Genomic DNA, 23,213 nt, shown 5'->3' on the forward strand with positions numbered 1-23,213 from the left:
AGTGGCATCCCAACCATCAGCGGGACCGCGCTGATCGCAAGCGCGCACATGATCCACCGCGGCCACCCACTCCCTTGTCGCGCGAAACGCCCCGCTACGAGCGTCGCACAACAGAACCAGATCAGTAGGAGCGTCCCAAGCAGCGCGTACTTCGTTGCGTCCTCCGTTGAGCGAGCTTCCGGCAACAGCAAGAGCAGTTGGATGCCTGCAAGAAAGCCGGAAACGACCCCGCCAACGATCGAGCACATCCACGCCAACGCAACCGAATGGGGAATCAGCTTGCTCGTACGCGCCTCCGAGGCCCCCGGCCACGCTCTGCCCATGCTGTTCCTTCGTTTCCACATCAACTCATGTCCGAGCTCCGCACTACTTCATCAGATACTCCCAGTAGTCCCGCTCGGCCGTGAGGAACGTGGACGCATCTGAAACGAGCGTTGCCAACGTCTCAGGATCAGCGGCCGCGCCATTTCGGATACAACAACTTCGGCGTAGCAATACGCCGTCGACACCGTCGCCTACTCGACCCGCGGCGCGGACGCACCGACGACGAGCGTCTCGAAGCGGAACGGCCCCGGGCATTCGCCGAGCACGCCGGTGCGCTCGACAATCACCGGGATCTCGAACTCGCCGTCGACCAGGCCCGTCCCGTCGACCGCCTCGACGACGACGCGGAGCGACCGCTCGGTCCCATCTCCGTACACGCCGTCGCCGAGGTACGGCGCCGCCTGCGGCACCCGCCAGACACCGCCGGGCATGGTCTCGCCGACGGTCGGCTCGGCGCCGCGCTCGACGGACGAGGGTGCGCAGCCGGCGCCGAAGCAGGCCGAGACGAGCGCGTCGTCGGGCAGCGCCGGGTCGAAGGCGATGACCGCCGGGCCGTCGTAGAGGTACCCGACGGCCGAGCAGGCGACGAGGCCGGGCCCGGCGCAGCCGCTCAGGCCGAGTACGAGGCAGCCGGCGAGCGTTGCGACGCCCGCCATTCCGAATCGTCTGCTGGGCATGTCCCGAGCCTGCCAGCTCCAGGCGGCGCAGCCCGGGCGCGCGAGGCATCCGTTGTCGAAGCGATGCGCGATCGTCGCCGAACCGGGACCGGGCGGCCCCAACCGCGATCGCCTTCCACTCGTCGGAGGCGCATGCGAGGATCGGCATATGAGCCCCGACGCCATGACCGCCGCCGACTGGCGCGCCCTCGAGGCGCACATCGCGGAGCGCTATGCCGAGGCGGTCCACGCCTACCTCGCGGACCACCCCGGCGAGCGCGTCTACGGTGTCGCGTCCCATGTCTTCTACGGCGAGACCGGCGGGGTGATCGCGTGGCCCGGGCTTGCGGTCGGCAGCCAGGAATCACTCGCCGCCGCGGCCGAAGGCTCGAGCTTCAGCCCCGCGGAGCTGCGCTGGAGCCCGGCCGACTGGGCGTTCCAGCTCGATCCGAGCGAGGCCGACGACGCCTGGGCGGCCCGCGCCGAGGCGGCCGCCCGCGCCGGCGACGACGCACACTGGGAGTCGGTCTACGAGCGGTTCCTCCGCGCCTTCGCGAACGCGGCCACGCAGGCGAAGAAGCGGCTGCGCGCCGAGGGCGCCGTCGCCCCCGGGTTCCTCGCCGTGGCGATGGACGAGGCGTGGGAGCTCCTCCCGCTGAGTCTCACGAAGGCCGAGCTCGAACGCCACTTCCCCGAGCTCGGCGAAGAGGCGCAGGAGCTGGCACGTCTCGAGGCCCTCCCCGCGCCCGAGCGGGCCGCCGCCATCGGCGAGCTGCTCGACGCGTACACCCCTGGCGTCGTCTCCACCGAGGACGCGGAGCGCCTGCTGCGCGGGCTCGGCGAGGCATCCGTCGACGTCGCGCTCGAGCGGATGCCCCGCTCGCACCGCCGCTGGCAGTGGGCGAAGCTGCTCGCGGACCTCGGCATCCCCCGTGACGACGCGATCGACGCCCTCACGAAGGTCCTGCGCGCGAAGAAGCTGCCGGAGCCCGACCGGGCCTGGGCGGCGGCCGCGCTCGCACGACTGGGCCGCCTCGACCTCGTGCTCGCCGAGGCCGAGCGGCTGCCTCGAACCGTGCTGCTGCGCGGGCTCGCCGCGCCGTACACCTCGTTCCGCGACCGTGCGGTGCGGCACCTGCCGCTCAACTACGCGCCGCTCGAGGCCGCCCTCGCCGAACACCCGGAGCTCGCCGAGGCGATGCTCGACGAACTCCGCCCCGGCAGCGGCTACTGCACCATCGAGCCCGGCGAGGCAGCCACCGCCCGCGCGGCGCTCGACTCCCCATTCGAGGTGGTGCGGCGGCACGCACGGACGGTGCTGGAAGACGCGCGGTCGGCCTGATCGCGGTCGAGCGGGCCGATCGAGCCATCCGTCGTCAGGATGCGTGGATGTCGACGTCCTTGCTCTCCCGGGCGAGCAGCACCGCGGCGGCGCTCGCGGCGAGCACGACCATCCAGAACACCGCGACCGGCCAGGTCGCGCCGAGCCCCAGCACGAGGCTCGTGGCGATGAGCGGTGAGAAGCCCGCACCGATCGTGGACGCCGTCTGGTACGCCGCCGACGCTCCGGAGAACCGCAGCGAGGTCGGGAACTGCTCGGCCACGAACGCCGCGATCGGGCCGTAGACGAGCCCCTGCACGAGCCCGTTGCCGAGCACGATCGCGAGCGCGAAGCCCCACACGGTGCCGGTCTGCAGCAGGCCGATGATCGGCAGGGCGAGCACGATCCCGACGACGCAACCGGCGACGATGACGGTGCGACGACCGAGGCGGTCGCTCGCCCGGGCCGCGAGGATCGACACGACCACGGTCGTGATCGCGGCGACGGCCTTCCAGTTCAGCACGCCCGTGGGGTCCGCGCCGGCGGTGACCGCCTCGGAGACGCCCCACACCGTCATCAGCCCCTGGGAGGTGGTGAACGAGAGCACCGCCACGAACGCGATCAGCACGGCACGCCAGTGGTGCCGCAGCACCTCGACGATCGGCACGCGGCGCTTCGCCCCGATCTCTTCGAGCTGCTGGAACATCGGCGTCTCGGCCACGCGGAGCCGGATCACGAGCCCGACTGCGAGCAGGGCGACGCTGAAGAGGAACGGCACACGCCACCCCCAGCTGAGGAACTGCTCCTCGGGCAGCAGCGAGAAGAGGCTCAGCATGAGCGTGGCGAGCACGGCGCCCACGGGGCCGCCCGCGTTGGCGAAGCTGGCGGCGAGGCCGCGGCGGTTGCGGGGCGCATGCTCGAGCGCGACGAGGATGGCCCCGCCCCACTCGCCGCCGACGGCGACGCCCTGCACCACGCGCAGCAGGACGAGGAGGATGGGCGCGATGACGCCGACTGCGGCGGTCGGCGGCAGCAGGCCCATGATCGTCGAGGCGACGCCCATCATCAGCATGGAGAGCACGAGGACTCGTTTGCGTCCCCGGGTGTCACCGAAGTGGCCGAAGATGATGCCGCCGAGCGGCCGGGCGAGGTAGCCCACGGCGAAGGTCGCGAACGAGGCGAAGGTCGCGAAGCCCGGGCCGAGCCCCGCGAAGAACACCTGCCCGAACACGAGGCTCGCGGCGGTCGCGTAGAGGATGAAGTCGTAGAACTCGATCATGCTGCCCATGAAGCTCGAGGCGATGACGCGACGCATGTCCTTCGTCGTCATCGAGAGCTGCGTGCCGTCTGCGGCCGTGGTGGGGGCGGTCATGTCGGAGGGTGTTGCCGGTGCGGTGGGGGTGATGCGGGTCATCGTCGACCTCTCTCGTTCTCAGTTTCTCAGACGGCGAGCACGCGCTGCCGTGCGAAGGAGATGCGGTCGAGGTCGTCCGGGATGACGACCTCGACGTCCGCGCCGGCGGCGGCGCGGATCCAGTCCTCGGCGGGCAGGTGCCCGGGCACGAGGTGGTGCAGGGCGAGGCGGCGGACCCCGGCCTCGCGGGCGACGGCGATCGCCTCCTCGACGCTCGTGTGCGACTTGCGGTGGTGATCGATGGAGGCGCGGGACGTCTCGTCGTCGCGCCCGCCGTAGGTGTCCGTCACCCAGTCGAAGCTGATCGCCTCGTGCAGCAGGAGCTCGGCCCCCGCGGCGAGCCGCACCATGTTGTCGCACTTCGCGGTATCGCCCGAGATGGCGACGCTGCCCTCATCGCTCGTGAAGCGGAAGCCGAACGCGGGGGCGATCGGCGGGTGCTGCACGAGGATCGCGTCGACGCGCACCCGGTCGTCCTCGAACACGGTGAACGGCGCCATCTCGGGCGTGGGCGCCGTGTTCGGGTGGTAGCCGATACCGGCGGGCAGCGCGATGTCGCGGGCGTCGAAGAGCTCGAGCGGCGAGGGCCGCAGCGCGTCGAGCACCCGGTCGTTGAGGTCGGTCGCCTGCGACTCCATCAGCAGCCGGAACATGTCTGCGGTGCCGGGCGTGGGCAGCCCGGGCGCGACCGGGCGGGGCGGCGTCGTCGCCCGTGACGACACGGGCGGCAGTGCGCCGCGGTCGCCGGGGCCGACGATGGGGATGCGCGGGCCCTCGCCGCTCAGCCCGAACATGCCGAACAGGGCGAGGTTCAGCAGATCGGTGGTGTGATCGGAGTGCAGGTGAGTGAGGAACACGCCGCCGAGCTGGTCCATACGAAAGCCGGCGCGGGTGAACTGGCGCCCGGCCCCGAGTCCGGCATCCACCAGGTAGACCCGGTCGCCGACGGCGACCGCCGTCGAGATGCCGAACCGTGAGTGGGTGTCGATGGGCGTCCACCATCGGGGCCCTCCGGCGGTGCCCAGGGTGACGATGCGGTGTTCGCTCATGCGCTGACTCCTTCGGCGTGCGTTGCCATCCATCGTGGGGCGCGAACTATTGTTCTGAACAGCGGATGTTTCAGAAGAACTTCATAAGGAGAAGCGATGAATGCCGTGACCCTACGCCAGTTGCAGTACTTCGTGGCCGCTGCCGAGGCGGGCACCGTCAGCGCCGCCGCCGAGCGCTGCCTCGCCTCGCAGGCGGCCGTCTCCACCGGACTCGGCGAGCTCGAACGGGCGCTCGGTCTGCAACTGCTCGTGCGCCGGCCCGCGAAGGGCGTCGCCCTCACCCGCAGCGGAGAACGCATGCTGCCCGTGGCCCGGCGCATCCTCGACGACACGAGCGAGCTGGAGCGGCTCGCCGGCGCCGAGCACGACGAGGTCGCCGGGCCGCTGCGCATCGCCTGCACCGTCGCCCTCTCGCCGAGGCTCCTGCCCCCGCTCGCCGCGACGTTCACCGAGCGGCATCCCCGGGTCGAGCTCGACCTCGTCGACGGGCTCGCGAGCGAGGTGCAGGACCTCCTGCGCACGGGCGCGGTCGACGCCGCCGTGCTCTACCGGCGCCAGCTCGCGGCCGACTTCGACGTGCGCGAGGTGCGCTCGCTCGCTCCCTACGCGGTGCTCCCCGAATCGCATCGACTCGCTTCGGCCCCCGACGTCTCGCTCGCCGAACTCGCCGAGGAGCGGCTCATCCTGGTGCAGCCCGCCGGCTCTCGGAGCGTCATCGAGTCGCTCATCGAAGAGGCCGGCATCGTGCCCAACCCCGGCTGGGCGTTCACGAACCCGGAGACCGTGCGGGCGATGGTCGCCCGCGGCCTCGGCTACTCCGTGTTCAGCGGGCGCCCTCGTGGCACGCAGAGCTTCGACGGACGCCACGTCGCGTATGTGCGCGTGCGCGACGCCGTCGCCCCGAACGACGTGATCCTCGCGATGCCGCACGGACAGCGCCGCACCGCCCGACTCGACGCGCTGCTCGCGCTGCTCGGCGAGCCGGAGCTGCACGACGCGCTGGGCTAGCGCCGCACCGGGCTCGCGCCGCGCCGGGTTGGCGACGCACCTCGGCTCGTCGGCCGAGGGTGCCCCGCGGCGCCTTGCCCGCTCTCGCCGCGGCTGCCAGCATGAGTTCCGTGCGCCACGGTGCGCGACGAGGAGGCGATCACGGGATGAGCGGCACGAGGCAGACCGAGCAGCACCCGCCGGTGACCGGTTCGTGAGCCCAGCGCCGGACGCCGCACTCGGTGCCGCACTGCTCCGGGTCGCGGCCGAGGCATCCGTCCCGTCCGTCGCGCTGCGCGACGCCGGACTCGTCGACGCCGTCCCCGAGCTCGCGGCGCTCGCCGCCACCCCGCAGGATCCGCAGTGGCACCCGGAGGGCGACGTGCTCGTGCACTCCCTCGGCGCGGCCGATCTGGCGGCCCGCCTCGCCGACGAGCTGGACGCCCGTGCCGAGCGGCGTCGCCTGCTCGTGCTCGGAGCGCTGCTGCACGACGTCGGCAAGCCCGCGACGACGCGCGAGCGGGAGGGGCGGATCACCTCACTCGGTCACGCCGAGCACGGCGGCGCGCTGGTGCGAGAACTGGGCGCCCGCCTCGGCTGGCCGGACTCGCTCGTCGACCCGCTCGCCGCCCTCGTCGAGACGCACATGGCGCATGTCTCGGTGCAGGGCGATCCGTCGCGGCGCGCGGTGCGCCGGCTGCGATCCCGGCTCGAGGCCGCGGGCACCACGCTCGCCGACTGGGCGGTCGTGGTGCGCTGCGACGGCCAGGCGCGCGGCGCCGCGGCACGGCCGGATGCCTCGCTCCCCTGGTTGCGCATCGCCGCCGAGCTCGGCTGAGCGCCCCACCACTGTGGATGGATCACGGCGGATGTCGGGCGTGTGGTCGAGGGTGGAAGGATGCTTCCCGGCCTGTTCTGGAGCCAGTACTGGCTCGCCTCGCTCGTGCTCCTGTTCGTGATCGTGCTGGTGTGGGGGTGGACGGTCATGGTCGGCTTGGCGCCGTGGGGCCGAGGGTTCCGGCTCGGATGGTGGGAGCAGCGGGCAGCGCGCCTGCCACGGTGGTGGCGGGTATGCACAGCTCCGCCGGCTCCGCGACCGGCGGCGGTGGGGCCGAGTCATGCCCGCCTCGAGGCCGCGCACGGCCGGCTCGCCCGCACCGCGCACGACGCCTGGCTCAGCATCTGGAGCGCACCGACCCTGCTCGCCTGGCTCGTCTTCGGACTCGGCGCCGCGCAGGCGGTCTGGACCGTACTGACGTTCCTGGGGTCGCGCTCGACGGGATGGGTGGTGCTCGCGTTCGGCGTCCTCGCGCTCAGCCTGGTGCCGATGCTCGTGACGCTCACCCTCCGCGAACGTGCGTGGCGCGCTCGCGCGCCGTTCGAGTGGCGCTTCGGCATTCTCGCGGCGCAGACGCTGGCGCGAGCGGCGGGCACGGGCCCGGCCTCCGCCTGGGGCGACGCCGCCCCGACGCAGGCGCTCGAACAGCTCGTCGAGCGGCGTGAACTGCCACGTGGCACCACCTCCGATGCCCTCGTCGCCGAGCGCTGGCGCCTCGGCTCGCGCCGGCTCGGCCGGGCCGTTGCCGAGCAGCGGGCGCGACGCACGGGCGGGAACGCCCTCGTCGCCTGGTACGTGGAGGCGGCCTCGAGACTCACCCTCACGGGCCGAACCGCGTCCCGGCTGCGCCTTCGCCGGCCGAGCCGTCCCAGCACCAGCGGCGCGATCGGGCGCCGCGCCGACCCGTTCGTGAGGGCGGCGATCATGATCGCCGCCTTCGGGGTCGTGGTGGCGCTCGCATCCGGGTTCCTCATCGTCGCTGAGCGCGGCGAGCGGATCGCGATGCCGGCGGGCGCCGTGCCCGACTGGCTCAACGGGCTCGCCGCCGTCGCCACCGTGCTCACCCTCGCGCTGAGCGCGGGAGGGGCCTGGTCGGCGCGTCGGCGCACCCGCGACGAACTGCCCGACGGCTGAGCCGTGGGCATGGGCAGCCCTGCCCATTCCCTCGGCGCGGGGCCCTCACTAGCCTGGGGCCACGCCACCGCGGGCGACCGCCCCGGTGGACCTCTCGGGGGAAGGAAACGCAGATGCGTGCACGTGGAGTGAAGACCCTGGCGGCCGTCGGAGTCAGCCTGGCGATGGTGTTCGGCGGCTCCGCCGTCGCGAACGCCGCACCGCAGACCTGGTACTACATCACGGGATACAGCCAGGCGGACTGCCAGCGCATCTCGACCCAGTACCGGGGACTCGGCGCCCGCATCGTGACGGCCTGCCACAAGCGCTCGTACGACCAGAAGTGGGCGTTCTCCTACTACTGGATCAACTGAGCCGGGGGCGGTGCCCCGGCTCGAGCGGCCGGGGCACCGATCCGAATCAGGCCGCGGCGCTCCCGGCGGCCACGATCGCGGTGACGATGTGCTCGGCGACGGCCTCGGCATCCAGCTCGCGCACCACGCGGGTCGCCCCGCCGCCCGGGGTGAAGACGCTGCGTCCCTCCCCCTCGCCGTCGCGCTCGATCGTGACCGTCCCCGGCTCGGAGACCTCGAACAGCTGCGGCTCGGTCAGGGTGAGCACGGTCACCGGGTCGTGCGGCACGTTCCACTCGACGTTCCAGTAGCGCCACCACTGCTCGACCTCGGCGAGGACGAGCGCGCCGAGCGGGCCCGCCGCCCCGATGCGGTCGAGCTGGTCCCGGCGGATCTCGACCCGCCGGGTCACCTCGAGCCCGGTCACGGTCGTCGGGATGCCGGCGGCGAAGACGAGCTCGGCGGCCGCCGAGTCGCTGCGCAGGTTGTGCTCGGGCTCGTCGTCGGTGAACGATCCGCCCATGATCCAGAGGTGGCGCACGGCGCCGGCGAAGCGCTCGTCCGCCTCGATGGCGGCGGCGATGTTCGTGAGCGGCCCGATCGCGACGACGTCGATCTCGCCCGGGTTGCCGACGACCTGCTCGACGAGGAAGTCGACGGCGTCACCGCTCTCGACGCGCTCGCGCTCGAGGCCGTCGAGCAGCGCGCCCTCGTGCCCGGCCCACCAGATCTCCCGTCCCGAGCGGGTCTCGGCGCGGCCCGCGTAGACGGGCACGTCGCGGCCGGCGAGCTCGACGATGCGGCGGCTCATCCGGGCACGCAGCAGCGTGTCGCCGTAGACGGTGGTGACGCCGACGAGCTCCACGGCGGGAAGGCCGAGCAGCTGGCTGAGCGCCATGGCGTCGTCGACGTCGGAGCCGAGGTCGGTGTCGAGGATGACTCGGTGGGCAGCGCGCATCGGCGGTGCTCCTTTCGGGGTGGTGCGAGGGGTGCGGGCGGTGCGGGAGGGTGGTCGGCTACTTCAGCCCGGTCGTGGAGACGGACTGGATGAAGTAGCGCTGGAAGCCGATGATGATCGCCAGCGGGATGAGGATGAGGATCACGGAGGCCGCGAACAGCACCCCGTAGTCGACGGCGAACTGCCCCTGCAGGTTCGACAGCGCGACGGGTCCGACGACGTGGTCGCGGTCGGTGCCCATGAGCAGCGGCCACACGTACGCCTGCCACTGGAACAGGAACAGCATGAGCCCGGCGCCGATGAGCGCCGGCACCGACAGCGGCAGGTAGATGCGCCGGAACACGCCCCACGGGCCGAGGCCGTCGAGGCGGGCGGCCTCGACGAGCTCCTCGGGGATCGCGAGGAAGAAGGTGCGCAGCAGGAAGATCGCCATGCCGTTGCCGAGGCCCGGCAGGATCAGCCCGAAGAAGGTGTTCTGCAGGTTCCAGTCGCGGAACATGTCGGCGAGCGGGATCGCGATCGCGTCGAACGGGATCAGGAACGACAGGATGATCACCGAGAACACGATCCCCTGGCCCCGGAACGTGAACGCCGACAGCCCGTAGGCCGCGGTCGCGCAGATCACGAGGCCGACGACGACCGTCACGAGGCTGATGAACAGCGAGTTCAGGATGGCCCGGCCGAGATCGGTGTCGAGCAGCGCGAAGTAATTGTCGAGCGTCGGGGTGAGCGTGAAGAAGGTGCGCCACTCGAGCGGGTTCAGGTAGCGGAAGGTCTCGTCGCCGGGGCGGAGCGAGTTCACGACCGTCCACCACAGCGGGATGAGGAACGCGAGCCCGATGACGGCGCCGAGCACGGAGGTGCCGACGGGGCCGAGACGGCGGCGCGGCGAGCGGCGGCGGCCGGCCGGCGCCTGGGACGGGGCGAGGGATGCGGTCATGTCAGTCCTCCGACCGGAGCAGGCGGAACTGCAGGGCGACGATCACGAGCGTGATGAGCACGAGGATGACGACCTCGGCCTGCGCGGTGTTCAGGTCGCCGAGCGTGTACGCCCTGGTGAAGATGTCGTACATGAGGAGGTTCGTGGAGCCCTCCGGCCCGCCCTTCGTGAGGATCTGCACCGGCGCGAAGACGAGCAGGTTCGACACGGTGTCGGCGACGAGCACGAAAGCGAGCGGCCGGCGCACGAGCGGGAAGGTGATGGTCCACAGCTGCCGCCACGCGGAGGCGCCGTCGAGCGAGGCGGCCTCGTAGTAGGAGCGCGGGATGTCGTTGATGCCCGCGATGAGGAACATCATCCAGTACCCGACGCCGATCCACGACAGCAGCACCATGATCGAGGCGAGCGCCTGCTGCGGCGAGGTGAGGAACGGTTGCGCGGGCAGGCCGAGGAGGTCGAGGAACGCGTTCGCGAGGCCGTCGGGCCGGTAGATCACGCTCCAGATGACCGCCGAGACGGCGGGCGGCACGGCGATCGGCAGGATGACGAGCGAGCGCCAGATCTTCGAGCCGGCCGCCTTGCGGGTGTAGAGCACCGCGAGCAGGAAGGCGGTCGCGACCTGCAGCGGGTTGATCAGGATGGTGAAGACGAGCGTGACGAGCAGCGCGTTCTGGAAGTCGGGGTTGCCGAACAGCTCCAGGTAGTTGCCGAGGGCGACGAACTGCGTGCCACCCAGGAGGCTCGTGCGGAACAGGCTGTCCCAGAGGGCCACCGCGGCCGGGGCGAGCCGGAGCACGAGCAGGGCGATGAGCGCCGGGGCGAGGAACGCGAGGGCGATGAGGGCGGGGTGCCGCCGCCCGCGCCGTGTCGGGCGGGCCGGCGGCGCCGGCCGCACCGCCCGGCGGGCGCGGGAGTCCGCGCCCGCCCGGGTGGTGGGAGTGGTCATCGCAACTTCTTCCAGGCGTCCTGGATCTGGGTGGTCGCCTGCTCGAGGCGGGCGGCCGGGTCGGAGCCGTTGCGGATGTCCGCGAAGGCGGTGTTCATCGCCGACTCGAACTGCACGTAGCCGACGGAGACCGGCCGCGGAACGGCGGTCTCCTCGATCTCGTAGGTGATGAGGTCGGCGACGCCCGCGGCGTGCTCGCCGCCGAGCTCCTCGAGCCCGGGCAGGTACTTCGCGGCGGCCTCGGTGTTCGACGGGATGATCGTCGTCGCCTCGGTCGTGGCGAGCGCGCCGGCCGGGTCGAGCGCGGCGAACTCGATGAACGCGCGCGCGGCGTCCTTGTTCTTGGACGCGGTGTTCACGCCCCACGACCAGGAGCCGGTCGGGGTCGCGACCTCGCCGCCCTCGAAGTACGGCATCGGGGCGACGCCCCAGTCGAAGGTCGCGTCGGAGGCGAAGCGGCCGACGTCCCACGGGCCGCCGACGAAGAAGGCGACATTGCCGTCGATGAAGACGGGCGCGGTCTGGAAACCGCCGACACCGCGCGGCGAGAGGCCGCTCTCGAAGGTGTCGCCGTACCAGGCCATGGCCTGCTGCCATCCGTCGTTCGTGACGTCGACGGTGAGCATGTCGTCACCGGTGATGCCCGAGCCGCCGCCGAGCGACTCGGCGAGGGGCTGCAGCTGGTAGTACGCCTCGACCTGCTCGAGCAGCAGGCCGTACTGGGTGCCGGCCGCCTGGGCGGCGCGGCCGGCGTCGGCGGTCTGCTCCCACGTCCAGCGGGCGGCAGGGTCGGCGGTGGGCGCCTCGACACCGGCCGCGGCGAGGGCGTCACGGTTGAAGAACAGCATCTGCGTCGAGTTCCAGACCGAGAGGGCCCACATCTTGCCGTCGTACTGGTTGATCTCGAACTGCGCGGAGCTCGTGGCGGCCTTCGCCTCGTCGGAGAGGTCGCTGAGGTCTTCGAGGAAGCCCTGCGCGGCGAGCTGCGAGAGGTTCGGCTGGTCGACGGCGTAGACGTCGATCGTGTCGTCCTTCGCACCGAGCCGCTGCTGCAGCGTGCTCGAGTACTGGTCGAACGGCACCTGGGTGTAGTCGATCGTGATGTCGGGGTGCTCGGCCTCGAACGCCGCGATGACCGGGGCGAAGGTCGCCGGGTCCTCCGGGCCGAGGAACCGGACCGTGCCGGATCCGTCGCCGGCCGAGCCGGAGTCGGCGGGGGCCGAGCAGCCGGCGAGGAGCACGGCGCTCGCCGCGACTCCGGCGAGCAGCAACGCTCGTGAACGCTTCATTGGGTGCACCTTCCGTCGGGGGAATCGTCGCGCTCGTCCGCCGCGCCGGCAAGTGGGCCGGGATCCCGCCTGCTGTGCGCAGGATCTAAGCGGATAGACGAAGCGGTTAGATGGCACTCTAGGCTACCGCTTCCAGCGACGCAAGACGCCGTCGCCGAGGCATCCGAGTGCGCGCCGCCAGCGCGGGGCACTGCTAGCATCCATGCAGGTCTAACCGCTTAGCAGGAGGGAGCCGCGATGGCCACCGGACGCGATGTCGCCCAACTCGCCGGCACCTCGACGGCCGTCGTGAGCTACGTCTTCAACAACGGGCCGCGCAACGTCTCCCCCGCGACCCGCGAGCGCGTGCTCGCCGCGGCCGCCGAGCTCAACTACCGGCCCAACGCGCTCGCCCGGGCGCTCAGCTTCGGCCGCACCTCGACGATCGGGCTCATCGTCCCCGACATCGCGAACCCCTACTTCGGCGAGCTCGCCCGCGCCCTCGAGGACGCGGCGATGGAACGCGGCGAGCTGCTGCTCATCGGCGACTCGAGCCTCGACCCCGAGCGGGAGCGCCGGCACATCGCCGCCTTCGTCGAGCGCCGCGTGGACTCGGTCGTCATGGTCTCGCTCCTCGACGAGCCGGACTTCGCGGCGTTCGAACAGGCGTCCATCCCCGTGATCGCACTGCACCCCATCGCCGACGACGCCCCGGCGGCCTCGCTCACCATCGACTACGAACTCGCCGCCCGCGCCGCCGCCGCCCACCTCGTCGCCCACGACTTCGACTCGATCGGGCTCCTGAACGGCCCCGCCCACTCCGTCGGCGCCGGCCAGCACCGCCGCGGCTTCCTCGCCGCCATGGCCGAGGCCGGGCGCGAGCTGCGCCACGACGAGCGCAACAGCGGCACCTCCCGAGCGGATGCCTCGGCCGTCTCGCTGCGCTGGCTCGCCGAGCCCGAGCGCCCGCGCGCCATCACCTGCGCCACCGACGAGCAGGCCTACGGCGTGCTGCACGCCGCCTACCTGCTCGGCCTGCGCGTGCCGCAGGACCTCGCCGTCATCGGCTTCGACGGCACCGAGCACTCCGAGTACGCGGTGCCGCCGCTCACCACCGTGCGCCAGCCGATCCGGGCGATCGCCGCCCGCGCGATCGAGCTCGTCGCCGAGGCCGCCGCCGAGCCCGCCGACGGCGCGGACTTCACCCGCGTGCGCGAGCTCGCAGGCCACGAGCTCATCGTGCGCGCCTCCTGCGGCTGCGCGGAGGGGTGAGCCGCCCCTAGCCCCGGAGCCCCGGGCCGTGCCAGCATGTCCTCACCGACGAGCCGGGAGGCCGCCATGCGAGACACGCTGCACCACTCCCCCGACGCACGACTCTCCACTCTGCCCGGCGCGACGATCATCCGGCGCATCCGCCGCCTGCTGCTCTGGGGGCTCGGCACCGCGCTCGTCTACACCGGCCTGAGCGCCGCCTCGAAGGGCCTCTGCCGCGGCGGGGTCACCGGCGACGGCGGCTACCTCGACGGCGACGGCCGTGCGACGACCGCTGTGCCGCTCTGCGTCGACCTGGTGCTGCGGCCGAGTCCCGTCGTCTACGTCGCCATTGCGGCGATCGCACTCATCGCCATCACGCTCGTGCTCCGGCGGGCGTCCGACGAGGCATCCGCCCTCCGCACCCTCGACCGCGCCGTCATCCTCATCGTCGCCGTCACCGCCGCCTGGCTGGCGCTGACGCTCGTGTCGTTCATGTCGATCCCGCTCGACGCCTGGGACGGCGGCGAGCAGTTCTGGATCCCCTTCACCTTCGGCAACGTCGACATCGACGTCTCGCCGATGCAGTCGGGCGGCTGAATCAGCCGTCGAGGACGGCGAGCAGAGCGCGCAGCCGCGCCTCGCGGTCACCGCTGAGCTCGACGACGCGCGTGGGCGGGGCGACGAGATCGGGGTCGTCGACGAGTTCGAGCAGCGCGTCGTCCATCGCCTCGCGGAGCTCGGGATCCTCGTCCTCGCCGACCTCGATGGGATCGCGGTGCTCGAGCGGCAGCACCACGAGCAGGTCGACCTCCTGCATCGCGGCGCCGGTCAGCGCGTAGCCGCGCTCGAACAGGGCCCGCGAACGGCCGCCGCGGCGGAGCACATCGAGGGCGCTGAGGTAGGCGAGGAAGTCGATCGGGCCGCGCTCGGCGACGAGGTCGTCCCCCGCCGGATGCGCTCGGAGCCTCACCGCCGTCGCGAGCAGCTGCTCGGCGTACGTGCCGGCGTCGGGCTCGTCGAGCGCGCCGTCGACGAGCTCGAAGGGGTCGCCGAGGTGCGCGAAGCCGGGCCGTTCGGCCAGGAGGTCGCCGATGAGCGTGGACTTGCCGCTCGCGTGGGTGCCGGAGACGACGATGCGCATGCCCGGAGCCTAGGGGATGCCGGGAGGCCCGGGACGGCGTAGCCTGTGCCCCGACGCGAACACGCCCCATTCGATCAAGGGAGACGTCATGGCCGCACTCGCAGCGATCCAGCCCTGCCTCTGGTTCAACGACCAGGCGCGCGAGGCGATGGAGTACTACGTCGGGGTGTTCCCGGACTCGCGCATCAACTCGATCGAGGCCTACCCCGACGAGTCGCTCGACGAGCACTTCGCCGGCATGGCGGGCAAGGTCATCAACGGCAGCTTCACGCTGAACGGCGTCGACTTCGTCTGCCTCGACGGCGGCCCGCTGTTCACCTTCAACGAGTCGATCTCCTTCGTCGTCTCCTGCGCCGACCAGGCCGAGATCGACCGCTACTGGGCAGCGCTCTCGCACGTGCCCGAGTCGGAGCAGTGCGGCTGGTGCAAGGACCGCTTCGGCGTGAGCTGGCAGATCATCCCCGCGAACATGTCCGAGCTGATGCAGCGGCCGGCCCAGGTGCAGGTGATGATGGCGCAGAAGAAGATCGTCATCGCGGAGCTCGAGCAGGCCTGAGCGCCGCGCTCGCGGGCGGGCGGGCGGAGGGGCGGGCGGGGCGGATAGCCTGGGCGGATGGATGCCTCCGCGTACGCCGCCGCCCTCCGCGCCCAGCTCGACCGGGTCGCCGACGCCGCCGCCGCGAAGCTCGAGCGCATCGTCGCCGCCGCGCCGGAGACCGCCGAGGAGCTGCAGCTGCTCGTCTTCCCCGATCAGGACGGCGAGGGCGGCTTCTCGATCGTCGCCACGCTCGAGGGACCGGACACCTATGTGCTGAACCGCGCGATCGAGGCCGACCGCACGCTCTTCGAGGTGCGGCAGGGCGCGCAGGGCCCGACGCCGCCGGTGCCGATGTTCGCCCCCGGTCGAGCAGGCTTCGAGGTGCGCGACGTCATCGTCGACGCGGCGAGCGGATGGCTCGAGGAACTCTGGGCGCGAGCGGCCCGCGGGCGCAGCCCGATCCCCGGGTACATCGCGGGCATCGACGGCTGGGGCACCGTCGAGCCGATCGAGCTCGAGGCCTGAGGCGGCCAGCGCCCGTTCATCGAGCGCTCGTGCACCCGGCGCCCATTCATCGCACGCTTGGATACAAGTTGTATCCTGGGCGCGATGTCCAAGACGCCGCCCGAGAAGTCCGCCCAGCCCGCCCAGCCCACTGCCAAGCCGACCGCACCCGCCGCCGGCCCCGCTCACACCACCGCGCACGCCGCGGGGCTCGAACGGCGGCTGCGCCGCTCCCGCATCCTGAACGTCGTGCTCGGCGCCCTCGCCGCGTTTCTCGCGGTCGTCGTCCTCGCGCAGGCCCTGCCCGGCGCGACGGGCGGCGCCACCGCGAACGGCGGCCCGGCCGGCAGCGAGGCGCCTGCCACCGGCGCCCCCGCCGCGAACGAGAACCCCGAGAACCCGGCCATCGCGAAGCGCGACCCCGACGACCCCTTCGCCATCGGCAGCGTCGACGCGCCCATCGTGCTCGTCGAGTGGGCCGACTTCCGCTGCCCGTTCTGCGCCGTGTTCACGAACGACACGATGCCCGTCATCCTCGACGAGTACGTCGACGCCGGGCTCGTGCGCTACGAGTTCCGCGACGTCGCCTTCTTCGGCGACGAGTCCGTCGACGCGGCCGTGGCGGCCCGCGCCGCCGGCGAGCAGGGGCGCTTCCCCGAGTACCTCGCCGCCCTCTACGCCGCGGCGCCCGAGTCCGGCCACCCCGACATGCCGCGCGAGAAGCTGCTCGGCTTCGCCGAGGCCGCGGGCGTCCCCGACCTCGCCCGGTTCGAGGCCGACCTCGACCGCCCCGAGCTCCGCGAGGCGGTGACGAAGAGCACGGCCGACGCGCAGGCGCTCGGCGTCTCGAGCGTGCCCTTCTTCGTCGTCGGCACGCAGGCCATGGCGGGCGCGCAGCCGGTCGACGCGTTCCGCGAGTTCCTCGACGCCCGGCTCGCCGAGGCCGGCGTCGACGCCCCCGGGGCCGACCAGGCGCGCTGACCGTGGAACTCGGCCTCGCGGGCGCGCTCGTCGGCGGCATCCTGACGCTGCTGAGCCCCTGCTCGGTGATGCTGCTGCCCGCGTTCTTCGCCTACGCCTTCACCACGCCGGGACGGCTGATGGCCCGCACGGGCGTCTTCTACCTCGGGCTGATCACGACGCTCGTGCCGATCGGAGTGCTCGCCGGCACCGTCGGCGCGTTCGTGAGCGCCAACCGGGTGCTGCTCGTGACGATCGCCGCGGTCGTCGTGATCGTGCTCGGAGTCGTGCAGCTGCTCGGCATCCCGCTGCCCGCGTTCACCCGCGAGCAGCCCGGCGACGTCGGCTCGATCGCCTCGGTGTACCTGCTCGGCACCGTCTACGGGCTCGCCGGGGTGTGCGCGGGGCCGGTGCTCGGTTCGGTGCTCGCGCTCGCGGCGCTCGGCGGCAGCCCGCTGCAGGGCGGCGTCGCGCTCGCGGTGTTCGCGTTCGGCATGACGGTGCCGCTGTTCGTGCTCGCCTTCGCCTGGTCGCGCTCCGCGTGGGTGCGCCGGCTCGTGCGCCCGCGCACCGTGCGCATCGGCCGGTGGACGAACACCTGGACGCAGATCGTCGCGGGCCTCCTCGGCATCGGCATCGGCGTGCTGCTGCTCGTCACCGACGGCACCGCGGCCCTCGGCGGGGTGCTCGGCGCGACCGCGCAGTTCGAGCTCGAGGCATCCGCGCTCCGGCTCACCTCGGCCGTGCCCGACCTCGCGGTCGCGGGCGTCGCGCTCGCGGTGCTGCTCGGCGCCTGGCTGCTGCACCGGCGCGCGCGGAGGCGCCAGGGCGCCTCGGAGCGCGACGCGTCCGGCTCAGGCGCAGCTGCAGCCGGCGACGAGCGGAGCGGCGCGTGACGCTCGCGGCGCGGCCGGATGCGGCGAGCACCGCCGCGCGCGATGATGGGCGGGTGCCCACGCCCGACAGTGCCGCGCTCCGCGCGCACACCGCCATCCGTGCGGCGATCCTCGACGGCAGCCACCGCCCCGGCGAGATGCTCAGCGAGAACGAGCTCGCGCAGCGGCTCGGCATGAGCCGCACGCCCGTGCGCTCCGCGCTCACCCGGCTGCAGGACGAGGGCTGGATCACGATCTACCCGAAGCGCGGCGCGCTCGTCCGCCGGCTCAGCGACCGCGAGATCGCCGAGCTCGCCGACGCCCGGCTGATCCTCGAGGCGATGGGCGTGCAGCGGGCCTCGACCGAGGTGCGCCGGGCGCTCGCGGACCGGCTCGAGCCGCAGCTCAACGCCCAGCGCGAGGCGCTCCTCGCGCGCGACCTCGACGGCTTCGTGACGCTCACGATCGCGTTCCACCGCTCGTTCGTGGAGGCGGCGGGCAACGCGGTGCTCGCCGAGATCGCCGACCGCTTGACGGATCGGCAACGCCTGCTGCTCAGCGCGCATCGCGAGACCCTGTTCGAGCGGGTCGAGGAGACGATCGCCGAGCATCGCGCCCTGGTCGAGCGGCTGCGCGCCGACGATCCCGCCGGATTCGCCGAGGCGCTGCGCGGCCACCTGATGGACACGCACGGCCCGGAGCTCGGGCCGGTCTGACCCGCCCGCGCGCTCGCCCGCGCTCACCTTCGCGAGGGGGTCGGCGGGTGGCGAGCGAACGACTACTGCGCGCGGCGCTCGAACCAGCGGCCGTGCAGCTCGGTGACGTCGATGCGCACCCAGCGGTCCTTCTGCTCGGGCGCCCAGGGCTCGATGCCGAGCCGCTCGGCCGCGGCCACCTCGCCCTGCCGGTCGAACTCCCGCGCGGAGCCCTTCGCGACCACGCTGAACGCCTCGCGCTCGCTGAAGCCGTCGACCTGGAACGCGACGTGGTCGCGGATCGTGAGCTCGAGCAGCTTCGTGCCCGGCGCGGTGCGGAACACGATCGAGGTGCCGTCGATCTTGTGGTTCACGGGGAAGATGTCGACCTCCCCCGCGACCGCGAGCGCGACCCGGCCGTACGGCGCCTCGCGCAGCCGCTGCCAGCACTCCTCCTCGCTCAGATGCCTGGTCGGGTTCCGCTCGTCGACCTGTTCGCTCATGCTCCGAGGCTAGGCCGGTCGGATCGGCAAGGCCAGAGCCAGGACGCGCGATGTCGGCGGTGCGCGACAGAATCGGGGCATGACGAAGCCCACGCAGATCGATCCGCCCCAGCTCTTCCGCAGCCCGGCGTTCGCGCAGGGCATGCTGGCCCCGGCCGGCCCCGTGCTCTACGTCGGCGGCCAGAACGGCACCGACGCCGAGGGCGCCCTGCTGAAGGGCCTCCGCGCGCAGACCGAGCAGGCGCTGCGCAATGTGCTCGCCGTGCTCGCCGAAGCCGGCACCGACGCCGAGCACGTGGTGAAGCTCACGATCCACCTCGCGCCCGGCATCGACCCGTCCGACGCCTACGCCGCGACGCGCGAGGTCTGGGGCGACCACCGCACCGCGGTCACCGTGCTCGGCGTCGCCCCGGCCCGGCCGGGCGCCCTCGTCGAGATCGACGCGATCGCCGCAGTTCCCACGGCCTGAGGCGAGCTGCCCGCGGCCTGAGGCGGCGAGCCGCTCAGGCGGCGAGCCGCCCGACCGCCCGCGCCCGGATGAGCACGGCCTGCCCGTCGAGGTACGCCACCGGCAGCTCCTCCACCGCGACGAGCTCGATCGTCGCCGGGTCGGCCCCCGCGAGGCGGGCGCGCTCGGCGGCCTCGCGCGAGGCATCCTCCCGCGACGCCCGACGGTCGGTGCCCTCGAGCCGGTAGATCTTCTCGACCTGCCCGGCGATCTCGCCGAGCGCGGCGCCGACCGCGTTGGCCGCACCGAAATGCTCGGGGCGGATCAGCTCCGCGACTCCGTCGAGTTCGTCGGGCGCGATGATGCTGCCCCCGCCCACGAGGATCACCGGCACCGGGGCGGCGTTCGGCTTCATGCGATCGATCGAGTCCTCGAGCAGTTCGCGGATGCCGGCCCAGGCGGCCGCACCGGTCGTGGCGTCCAGCTCGGGCGCGGTGAGGCCGTCGATCGCCGCGCCGCCGACCGCGAGCGCCACGTCGGTCGCGGTGAGCGTGCCGCCGCCGAACGCGAGGCCCTCCTGCGGCAGACGGTAGCCGACGCTGTCGGGTCCGACCGTGACCCCGCCACCGTGCGGCCGCACGATCGTGCCGCCGCCGAGGCCGACGGACAGCACATCGGGCATGCGGAAGTTCGTGCGGATGCCGCCGATCTCGACCGCGTGCGCCGATTGCCGGGGGAACCCGCCGACGAGCACGCCGATGTCGGTCGTGGTGCCGCCGATGTCGACGACGAGCGCGTCGCTCGCCCCGGAGAGGTGCGCCGCGCCGCGGATCGAGTTCGTCGGGCCGCAGCCGATCGTGAGCACCGGGAACTCGAGCGCGTACTCGAGCTGCATGAGCGTGCCGTCGTTCTGCCCGAAGTACGGCGTCGCCTCGACGCCACGGGCCCGCAGCGCCCCGACGAAGCCCTCCGCCATCTGCGTGAGCGTGCGCATCAGCGCCGCGTTCAGCACGGTCGCGTTCTCGCGCTCGAGCAGCCCGAGCGAGCCGATGCGGGCCGAGCGCGAGACCGGCACGCCGAGCTCCTCGGCGACGATCGCGGCGACCCGCTCCTCCTGCCGCTCGTCGACCGGCGAGAAGACACCGACGACCGCGACCGCGTCGACCTCCCCGCGCATGCTGCGGCAGGCCGCGCGGACGGCGTCCTCGTCGAGCGGGGCGAGCAGGCGCCCGTCGACCTCGTAGCCGCCCGTGACGAGGTGGGCGTGCTCACCGATCGCCCGGCGCAGATCCTCGGGCCAGCCCTCGAGCGGCGGCACGGCGGTCGTGGCCGGTGCGCCCAGTCGGAGGATGCCGACCCGGCCGAGGCCGCGGCGCTCGACGATGGCGTTCGTGCAGTGCGTCGTGCCGAGCATCGCGTGCGTGACGCGGGCCGGGTCGATGCCGGCCGCCTCGATCACCGCGTCGATCGCGGCGGCGACCCCGTCACCGGTGTCCGCGGTGGTCGGCCGCTTCACCGAGGCGACGACGTCGAGCCGGCCGTCGAGCACGACCGCGTCGGTGTTCGTGCCGCCGACGTCGATGCCGATGCGGTAGCCCTGCGCTGCGGTCATCACGCCGCCTCCTTCCGCTCGCGCCGCTGCCGGGCGAGCTCTTCGACCGGAACCCAGTCGACGTCGTAGCCGAAGTGTGCGGGCCCCGCGGTCGCGAGGCCGGCGTCGGTACGCCACTTCTCGTGGCAGGGCATGGCGATCACCGTGACGCGCGCGCCGTAGCGCAGCGCTTCGGTCGTGATCGGCAGACCGGTCGCGAGGTCGAGCACGGCGATCAGGTCGGGCGTGACCGCGGCGAGCTCGCCGTCGCGGCGGGCGAGCAGCATCTCGTTCTGGAAGTCGAGGCGCAAGCCGCTGCCCCGGTCCTCGCCGACGCCGTCGAGCTCCGCCGCACCGCGGGTGAAGCCGCCGACGACCTCGCGCTGCAGGTCGGCGACCTTGCCGTCGAACAGTCGCACGGCGTCGAGCTCGGCGCAGAGCGCGTCGATCTTCTCGTCGTCGCGCAGCTCGGCGCCCGAGGCATCCCGTCCCAGCAGGATGCGGCCGATCCGCTGCGCCTGGGTGAGCGTCGCCGGGATGGCGCACTCGCGCACCACCTCGCCGCCGTAGGCGTAGTCGATCATCGTGGCCGCGCCGCCCATCTCGACGGTCGCCGCGCGGGCGAGCCGCTCGGACCAGGCGCCGTCGACGGGCCGGCTGACGACCTCGTTGCCGTGGTGGTCGACGAGCACCGTCGCGCCCGGGCCGTAGCCGGCGAGGTGGAACGTCACCATCTGCGCCTCGGGGAAGGCCCGGCCCATCGCGTCGCCGTCGACGACGGGCAGGCCCGCGAGCGCGGCCGCCGCGATCGGCAGCATCGAGTTGCCGCCGCCGACCTCGATCGGCATGATCGCGGTCGGTACGCGGCGCACCGCGCCCTCGATCGCCTCGAGCGCGGCGAGCAGCTCGGACTCGGCCTGGATGCGCTCGACGCTCACGGACGGGGCGCCGATGCCGCCGATCGGCACCACGAAGTCGCGGTCCTCGAGGGCGTCGACGTCGATGAGGCGCACCGGGCCGTGCAGGCGGATGAGTCGCTTCGCGATGAGCGAGCCGACGTGCGGGTCGCCGCCGCCGCCCGTGCCGAGCACGGCCGCGCCGAGGGCGATCTCGTCGATGTCTGATTCGGTGATGAGCCGTTCGCTCATGCGCGGGCCTCCTCGGGGTCGGCGGCCGGGCCGGCGGCCGCACTAGTGGCGGGGTCCGCAGCGGACTCGACGTGCTCCGGCAGTTCGCGCCGGCGCATCGGCAGCAGCGCGAGGTAGACCACGAAGCCGACGACGAGGCCGTCGAGCGCCGAGATGGTGGTGAGGCTGAACCAGCCGAAGCCGAGGCCGTCGGCCGGGTTCGTCGTCGCGAGGGCGACGAGGATGCCGACCGCCCACGCCGCGATCGCCCAGCCGTCGACCGTGGGCACCGTCGCGCCCGCGCTCCAGCGGGGGCTGCGGCGGCCGGTGAGGTACGCGGCGAGGTAGACGCCGCCGTACGGTGCGATGACGACGCCGATCGCGAGGATGAACGGCACGAAGAAGTCCGCGGCGCCCGCGACGGCGATGACGATGCCGAGCGCCCCGCCGATGATCGTCAGCGTGCGCCGGTTGAGGCGCCCGTTGATCGAGGCGAAGCTCAGGGCCGCGGAGTAGATGTTCGTCGTGTTCGTCGTCCACTGCGCGAGGATCAGCACGACGACCGCGATGACGCCGAGCCCGAGGGCGAAGTAGATGGTCATGAGCTCGGACTGGTTCATCACGCGGGCGAGCAGGATCGCGACGACGATGATGATCGAGTTGCCGAAGAAGAAGCCGACGAAGCCGGCCGCCATCGCCTGCTTCGGCGTCTTCGCCCAGCGCGCCATGTCGGGGGCCGACACGACGCCGAGGATGAAGATGCCCATGACGAGCGAGACCGCGCCGCCGAAGGTGATGGTCGCGACGACCGGGGCGTCGAGGCCGCTCGCACCGTGCATCGCGAAGGCGACGATGACGCCGACGACGAGCAGGATGAGCAGCAGCGGCACGGCGAGCGTGCTGAGTCGCGAGATCGAGCGGTAGCCCCAGAGGGCGGTGAGCACCATGAGCACGCCGCCGATCGCGGTGAACAGCTGCACGGGCAGCTCGAGCCCGGTGAGCTCGGTGAAGGCGATCTGCGCGTTCGAGCCGAAGAAGCCCGCCTGCACCGCGAACCAGCCGAGCAGGCTGATCGCGAGGGCCAGGGCGAGCACCGCGCCGCCGATCTTGCCGAACACGGCGCGCGAGATCATCGCGGTGGACAGCCCGGTCGCGGCGCCGACGTAGGCGCACGCCATCGCGAGCAGGCCGAGCAGCAGCGAGCCGGTGACGGTCGCGAGGATGGCGGGCCAGAAGGCCATGCCCGAGGCGAGGGCGATGCCGAGGAAGGCGCCGGAGAGGTCGATGCCGATGGCGATCCAGACCGCGGCGATGGAGATCCAGCTCTTGCGCTGGTCGGCGGGCACGGTTCCGTGCTCGTAGTCGGTCGAGTCCATGGGGGTTCTTTCGGAAGCGAGTGGCCGACTTGCC

25 protein-coding genes are annotated in these 23,213 nt (G+C 72.7%); 13 read left to right on the forward strand and 12 right to left on the reverse strand.

What is annotated here, in order from left to right; genetic code table 11:
• Positions 1-515 precede the first annotated feature (515 nt).
• The gene (locus MTP13_RS00760; protein WP_243569172.1) at positions 516-1,001 is read right to left on the reverse strand and encodes a hypothetical protein; all 486 of its coding nucleotides are present in this window, start codon (positions 999-1,001) and stop codon (positions 516-518) included.
• Positions 1,002-1,149: 148 nt separating this feature from the next.
• Between MTP13_RS00760 and MTP13_RS00765 the strand changes: the two genes are divergently transcribed.
• Positions 1,150-2,322: a DUF4303 domain-containing protein gene (locus tag MTP13_RS00765; protein WP_243569173.1), complete on the forward strand. Its 1,173-nt coding sequence runs from the start codon at positions 1,150-1,152 to the stop codon at positions 2,320-2,322.
• 34 nt (positions 2,323-2,356) lie between these two features.
• Here the strand turns inward: MTP13_RS00765 and MTP13_RS00770 are convergent, their stop codons facing one another.
• Together MTP13_RS00770 and MTP13_RS00775 are read right to left on the reverse strand one after the other, a co-directional pair.
• Entirely contained in the window at positions 2,357-3,673 is a 1,317-nt protein-coding gene (locus MTP13_RS00770) for an MFS transporter (RefSeq protein WP_243569174.1), read from the reverse strand.
• A 68-nt stretch (positions 3,674-3,741) separates the two neighbouring features.
• Positions 3,742-4,764: an MBL fold metallo-hydrolase gene (locus MTP13_RS00775; protein WP_243569175.1), complete on the reverse strand. Its 1,023-nt coding sequence runs from the start codon at positions 4,762-4,764 to the stop codon at positions 3,742-3,744.
• Positions 4,765-4,860: 96 nt separating this feature from the next.
• Between MTP13_RS00775 and MTP13_RS00780 the strand changes: the two genes are divergently transcribed.
• The 4 genes from MTP13_RS00780 to MTP13_RS00795 all read left to right on the forward strand — a co-directional run bounded on the left by MTP13_RS00780 (position 4,861) and on the right by MTP13_RS00795 (position 8,076).
• Positions 4,861-5,772, forward strand: a complete 912-nt coding sequence (locus tag MTP13_RS00780) for a LysR substrate-binding domain-containing protein (protein WP_243569176.1) — start codon at positions 4,861-4,863, stop codon at positions 5,770-5,772.
• A 193-nt stretch (positions 5,773-5,965) separates the two neighbouring features.
• The gene (locus MTP13_RS00785; RefSeq protein WP_243569177.1) at positions 5,966-6,589 is read left to right on the forward strand and encodes an HD domain-containing protein; all 624 of its coding nucleotides are present in this window, start codon (positions 5,966-5,968) and stop codon (positions 6,587-6,589) included.
• Positions 6,590-6,649: 60 nt separating this feature from the next.
• Positions 6,650-7,723 (forward strand): hypothetical protein, encoded by a 1,074-nt coding sequence (locus MTP13_RS00790; RefSeq protein ID WP_243569178.1) that lies wholly within the window; start codon positions 6,650-6,652, stop codon positions 7,721-7,723.
• Between the two features lie 113 nt (positions 7,724-7,836).
• The gene (locus MTP13_RS00795) at positions 7,837-8,076 is read left to right on the forward strand and encodes a hypothetical protein (RefSeq protein ID WP_243569179.1); all 240 of its coding nucleotides are present in this window, start codon (positions 7,837-7,839) and stop codon (positions 8,074-8,076) included.
• Between the two features lie 46 nt (positions 8,077-8,122).
• Here MTP13_RS00795 and MTP13_RS00800 read toward each other — a convergent pair whose 3' ends face one another.
• Genes MTP13_RS00800 through MTP13_RS00815 form a run of 4 tightly spaced genes read right to left on the reverse strand, consistent with a single transcriptional unit; the run spans position 8,123 to position 12,188 of the window.
• Complete coding sequence (locus MTP13_RS00800) at positions 8,123-9,013, reverse strand: nucleoside hydrolase (protein WP_243569180.1); 891 nt, start codon at positions 9,011-9,013, stop codon at positions 8,123-8,125.
• Positions 9,014-9,071: 58 nt separating this feature from the next.
• Entirely contained in the window at positions 9,072-9,953 is an 882-nt protein-coding gene (locus tag MTP13_RS00805; protein ID WP_243569181.1) for a carbohydrate ABC transporter permease, read from the reverse strand.
• A 1-nt stretch (position 9,954) separates the two neighbouring features.
• Entirely contained in the window at positions 9,955-10,899 is a 945-nt protein-coding gene (locus MTP13_RS00810; protein WP_243569182.1) for a carbohydrate ABC transporter permease, read from the reverse strand.
• Positions 10,896-12,188, reverse strand: a complete 1,293-nt coding sequence (locus MTP13_RS00815; RefSeq protein WP_243569183.1) for a sugar ABC transporter substrate-binding protein — start codon at positions 12,186-12,188, stop codon at positions 10,896-10,898. The genes MTP13_RS00810 and MTP13_RS00815 overlap by 4 nt, the downstream gene beginning before the upstream one ends.
• A gap of 237 nt (positions 12,189-12,425) precedes the next feature.
• Here MTP13_RS00815 and MTP13_RS00820 point away from each other — a divergent pair, with 237 nt between their 5' ends.
• Complete coding sequence (locus MTP13_RS00820) at positions 12,426-13,439, forward strand: LacI family DNA-binding transcriptional regulator (RefSeq protein WP_243569184.1); 1,014 nt, start codon at positions 12,426-12,428, stop codon at positions 13,437-13,439.
• A 66-nt stretch (positions 13,440-13,505) separates the two neighbouring features.
• On the forward strand, positions 13,506-14,018 hold the full coding sequence (locus tag MTP13_RS00825; protein WP_243569185.1) for a hypothetical protein: 513 nt from the start codon (positions 13,506-13,508) through the stop codon (positions 14,016-14,018).
• 1 nt (position 14,019) lies between these two features.
• On the opposite strand, the gene MTP13_RS00830 is transcribed toward MTP13_RS00825, so the two are convergent.
• Positions 14,020-14,562 carry an AAA family ATPase gene (locus MTP13_RS00830; RefSeq protein WP_243569186.1) on the reverse strand — a complete coding sequence of 181 codons (543 nt, stop codon included), beginning with the start codon at positions 14,560-14,562 and terminating at the stop codon, positions 14,020-14,022.
• Positions 14,563-14,650: 88 nt separating this feature from the next.
• On the opposite strand from MTP13_RS00830, the gene MTP13_RS00835 reads away from it, so the two are divergent.
• The 5 genes from MTP13_RS00835 to MTP13_RS00855 all read left to right on the forward strand — a co-directional run bounded on the left by MTP13_RS00835 (position 14,651) and on the right by MTP13_RS00855 (position 18,155).
• Positions 14,651-15,118 carry a VOC family protein gene (locus MTP13_RS00835; protein ID WP_243569187.1) on the forward strand — a complete coding sequence of 156 codons (468 nt, stop codon included), beginning with the start codon at positions 14,651-14,653 and terminating at the stop codon, positions 15,116-15,118.
• A gap of 57 nt (positions 15,119-15,175) precedes the next feature.
• Positions 15,176-15,625: a DUF6389 family protein gene (locus MTP13_RS00840; protein ID WP_243569188.1), complete on the forward strand. Its 450-nt coding sequence runs from the start codon at positions 15,176-15,178 to the stop codon at positions 15,623-15,625.
• 84 nt (positions 15,626-15,709) lie between these two features.
• Positions 15,710-16,585: a DsbA family protein gene (locus tag MTP13_RS00845; protein ID WP_243569189.1), complete on the forward strand. Its 876-nt coding sequence runs from the start codon at positions 15,710-15,712 to the stop codon at positions 16,583-16,585.
• A 2-nt stretch (positions 16,586-16,587) separates the two neighbouring features.
• Positions 16,588-17,460: a cytochrome c biogenesis CcdA family protein gene (locus MTP13_RS00850; RefSeq protein ID WP_243569190.1), complete on the forward strand. Its 873-nt coding sequence runs from the start codon at positions 16,588-16,590 to the stop codon at positions 17,458-17,460.
• A 53-nt stretch (positions 17,461-17,513) separates the two neighbouring features.
• On the forward strand, positions 17,514-18,155 hold the full coding sequence (locus MTP13_RS00855; RefSeq protein WP_243569191.1) for a GntR family transcriptional regulator: 642 nt from the start codon (positions 17,514-17,516) through the stop codon (positions 18,153-18,155).
• Between the two features lie 62 nt (positions 18,156-18,217).
• On the opposite strand, the gene MTP13_RS00860 is transcribed toward MTP13_RS00855, so the two are convergent.
• The gene (locus MTP13_RS00860; RefSeq protein WP_243569192.1) at positions 18,218-18,637 is read right to left on the reverse strand and encodes a pyridoxamine 5'-phosphate oxidase family protein; all 420 of its coding nucleotides are present in this window, start codon (positions 18,635-18,637) and stop codon (positions 18,218-18,220) included.
• Between the two features lie 79 nt (positions 18,638-18,716).
• Here MTP13_RS00860 and MTP13_RS00865 point away from each other — a divergent pair, with 79 nt between their 5' ends.
• Complete coding sequence (locus MTP13_RS00865) at positions 18,717-19,106, forward strand: RidA family protein (protein WP_243569193.1); 390 nt, start codon at positions 18,717-18,719, stop codon at positions 19,104-19,106.
• A 34-nt stretch (positions 19,107-19,140) separates the two neighbouring features.
• Here MTP13_RS00865 and MTP13_RS00870 read toward each other — a convergent pair whose 3' ends face one another.
• The 3 genes from MTP13_RS00870 to MTP13_RS00880 are packed head-to-tail and all read right to left on the reverse strand — an operon-like array spanning position 19,141 to position 23,179.
• Positions 19,141-20,697 carry a hydantoinase/oxoprolinase family protein gene (locus tag MTP13_RS00870; protein WP_243569194.1) on the reverse strand — a complete coding sequence of 519 codons (1,557 nt, stop codon included), beginning with the start codon at positions 20,695-20,697 and terminating at the stop codon, positions 19,141-19,143.
• Positions 20,697-21,824 carry a DUF917 domain-containing protein gene (locus MTP13_RS00875; RefSeq protein WP_243569195.1) on the reverse strand — a complete coding sequence of 376 codons (1,128 nt, stop codon included), beginning with the start codon at positions 21,822-21,824 and terminating at the stop codon, positions 20,697-20,699. The genes MTP13_RS00870 and MTP13_RS00875 overlap by 1 nt, the downstream gene beginning before the upstream one ends.
• Complete coding sequence (locus tag MTP13_RS00880) at positions 21,821-23,179, reverse strand: cytosine permease (RefSeq protein ID WP_243569196.1); 1,359 nt, start codon at positions 23,177-23,179, stop codon at positions 21,821-21,823. The genes MTP13_RS00875 and MTP13_RS00880 overlap by 4 nt, the downstream gene beginning before the upstream one ends.
• Between the last annotated feature and the right edge of the window lie 34 nt (positions 23,180-23,213).

The organism is Agromyces soli (genome assembly GCF_022811605.1).
GTDB classification, from domain to species: Bacteria; Actinomycetota; Actinomycetes; order Actinomycetales; family Microbacteriaceae; genus Agromyces; species Agromyces soli.